This is a genomic window from Acidiphilium sp. PM (assembly GCF_000219295.1).
Taxonomy (GTDB): Bacteria; Pseudomonadota; Alphaproteobacteria; order Acetobacterales; family Acetobacteraceae; genus Acidiphilium; species Acidiphilium multivorum.
Map to the genome: position 1 here is coordinate 1 of NZ_AFPR01000304.1, position 1,717 is coordinate 1,717.

General features: G+C 72.1%; 1 protein-coding gene and 1 pseudogene. One reads left to right on the top strand and one right to left on the bottom strand.

The window, feature by feature from the left end; genetic code table 11:
- Positions 1-166 precede the first annotated feature (166 nt).
- A complete protein-coding gene (locus APM_RS11760) occupies positions 167-1,513 on the top strand; it encodes a nitrate/nitrite transporter (RefSeq protein WP_007423599.1) in 1,347 nt (448 codons plus the stop codon).
- 9 nt (positions 1,514-1,522) lie between these two features.
- On the opposite strand, the pseudogene APM_RS11765 reads toward APM_RS11760, so the two are convergent.
- Positions 1,523-1,717, bottom strand: a pseudogene (locus APM_RS11765) (methylglyoxal synthase); the annotation flags it as partial.

Genomic DNA, 1,717 nt, shown 5'->3' on the forward strand with positions numbered 1-1,717 from the left:
GCTACCACCTCCTCCGCCTCGACCGCCGCGAGGACGGCCGCGACCTCCCCTTCGAGGCGGTGCGCGACCGCATCCGCGACCACCTGCGCCAGCGCGCCTGGCTCGATGCGGCACGCGCCTACGCCGCCACCCTGACCGACGTTTCAGCAGAAGAGGAACCCGCGCCATGAGCGACCCGCTTCAACCGCGCGCCACCCCCCGCCCCGCCCTGCGCGGCAGCCCGAACCACGCCCTGTTCGGCGCCACGATCGGCTTCTTCATCGGCTTCGGCGCCGTCTCCCTGTTCGGCCCGACGGCGCACAGCTTCGTGCGGGTGATGCATCTCTCGCCCGAGCAGGTCGGCTTCCTGGTGGCGATCCCGATGCTCACCGGCTCGCTGCTGCGCATCCCCTTCGGCGCCTGGGTCGACACCACCGGCGGCAAGCTGCCCTTCCTGATCCTGCTGGTGCTCTCGGTCATCGGCATCGGCGGGCTCTACTACATGCTGCTGACCCTCTACCCCACCCATCTCGGCCAGCAGCATTATCCGCTGCTCCTGCTCTTCGGCGCCCTCGGCGGCTGCGGCATCGCCACCTTCTCGGTCGGCATCGGCCAGGTCTCCTACTGGTTCCCGAAGCGCAACCAGGGCTGGGCGCTCGCCGCCTATGCCGGGTTCGGCAACACCTCGCCCGGCCTGGTCGCGCTGATCCTGCCGCTGCTGATCGTCTTCATCGGCCTCTGGGGCGCCTATCTCGTCTCCCTCGGCATCGTCGTCGCCGGCATCGCGGCCTATCTCGTGCTCGGCCACAACGCCCCCTTCTTCCAGCTCCGCCACGAAGGCCTCTCGCGCGAGGGGGCCGCCGCCGAGGCCGCCGCCTGCGGGCAGGAGCTCTTCCCGCAGGCCAGCGCCCTGCGCGCCCTGCGCGAGGCCGCCGCCGAATGGCGCACCTGGGCGCTGGTGCTCCTCTACTTCACCACCTTCGGCGGCTTCCTCGCCCTCACCGCCTGGTTCCCGATCTACTGGCAGAGCTTCTTCCGCACCACGCACTGGACGGCGGTGATCCTGACCGCGGGCTTCTCGCTGCTCTCCTCGCTGATCCGCGTGCCCGGCGGCGCCTGGGCCGACCGCTTCGGCGGCGAGGCGGTGGCCGCCCTCGCCCTGCTCGTCCTGCTCGCCGGCGCGCTGATCATGACGCTGTCCGGCAGCTTCGCCCTGTCGGTGAGCGGCGAACTCCTGGTCGGCGCCGGCATGGGCGTGACCAACGCCGCCGTCTTCCGCCTGGTGCCGAACTACGTGCCGCACGCGGTCGGCGGCGCCGCCGGCTGGGTCGGCGGCCTCGGCGCGCTGGGCGGCTTCGCCGTCCCGCCGCTGCTCGGCCATTTCGTCGGCACGATGGGTGCCGCCGGCTACGCGCGCGGCTTCCTCGTCTATGTCGTCCTCGCCGTCGCCAGCCTCGCCCTCACCGGCGTGCTCCGCCTCGGCCCGCGCCGGGCGGACCCGACGATGAACCCGAAGGCCGCGCTGTCGCGCTGACCGCCTCCCTCACCCCTGGACGAGCGCGCCGAAGCCGCTCGTCCAGAATTCGGCGCTCGCCGTATCGTTGATGCAGAGGCACCCGTCCGGCGCGAAGCGCGTCGCCCGCTCCAGCAGCTGGATATCCGCCTCATGCTCCCGCGCCACATGCGGGTCCTCGAAAAAGATCAGCCGCCGGCAGCGCCCTTCCAGCACCTCCTCGGC

Coding starts and splice junctions, on each gene's coding strand:
- APM_RS11760 (WP_007423599.1), top strand. CDS start 167: ATGAGCGACCCGCTTCAACCGCGCGCCACCCCCCGCCCCGCCCTGCGC.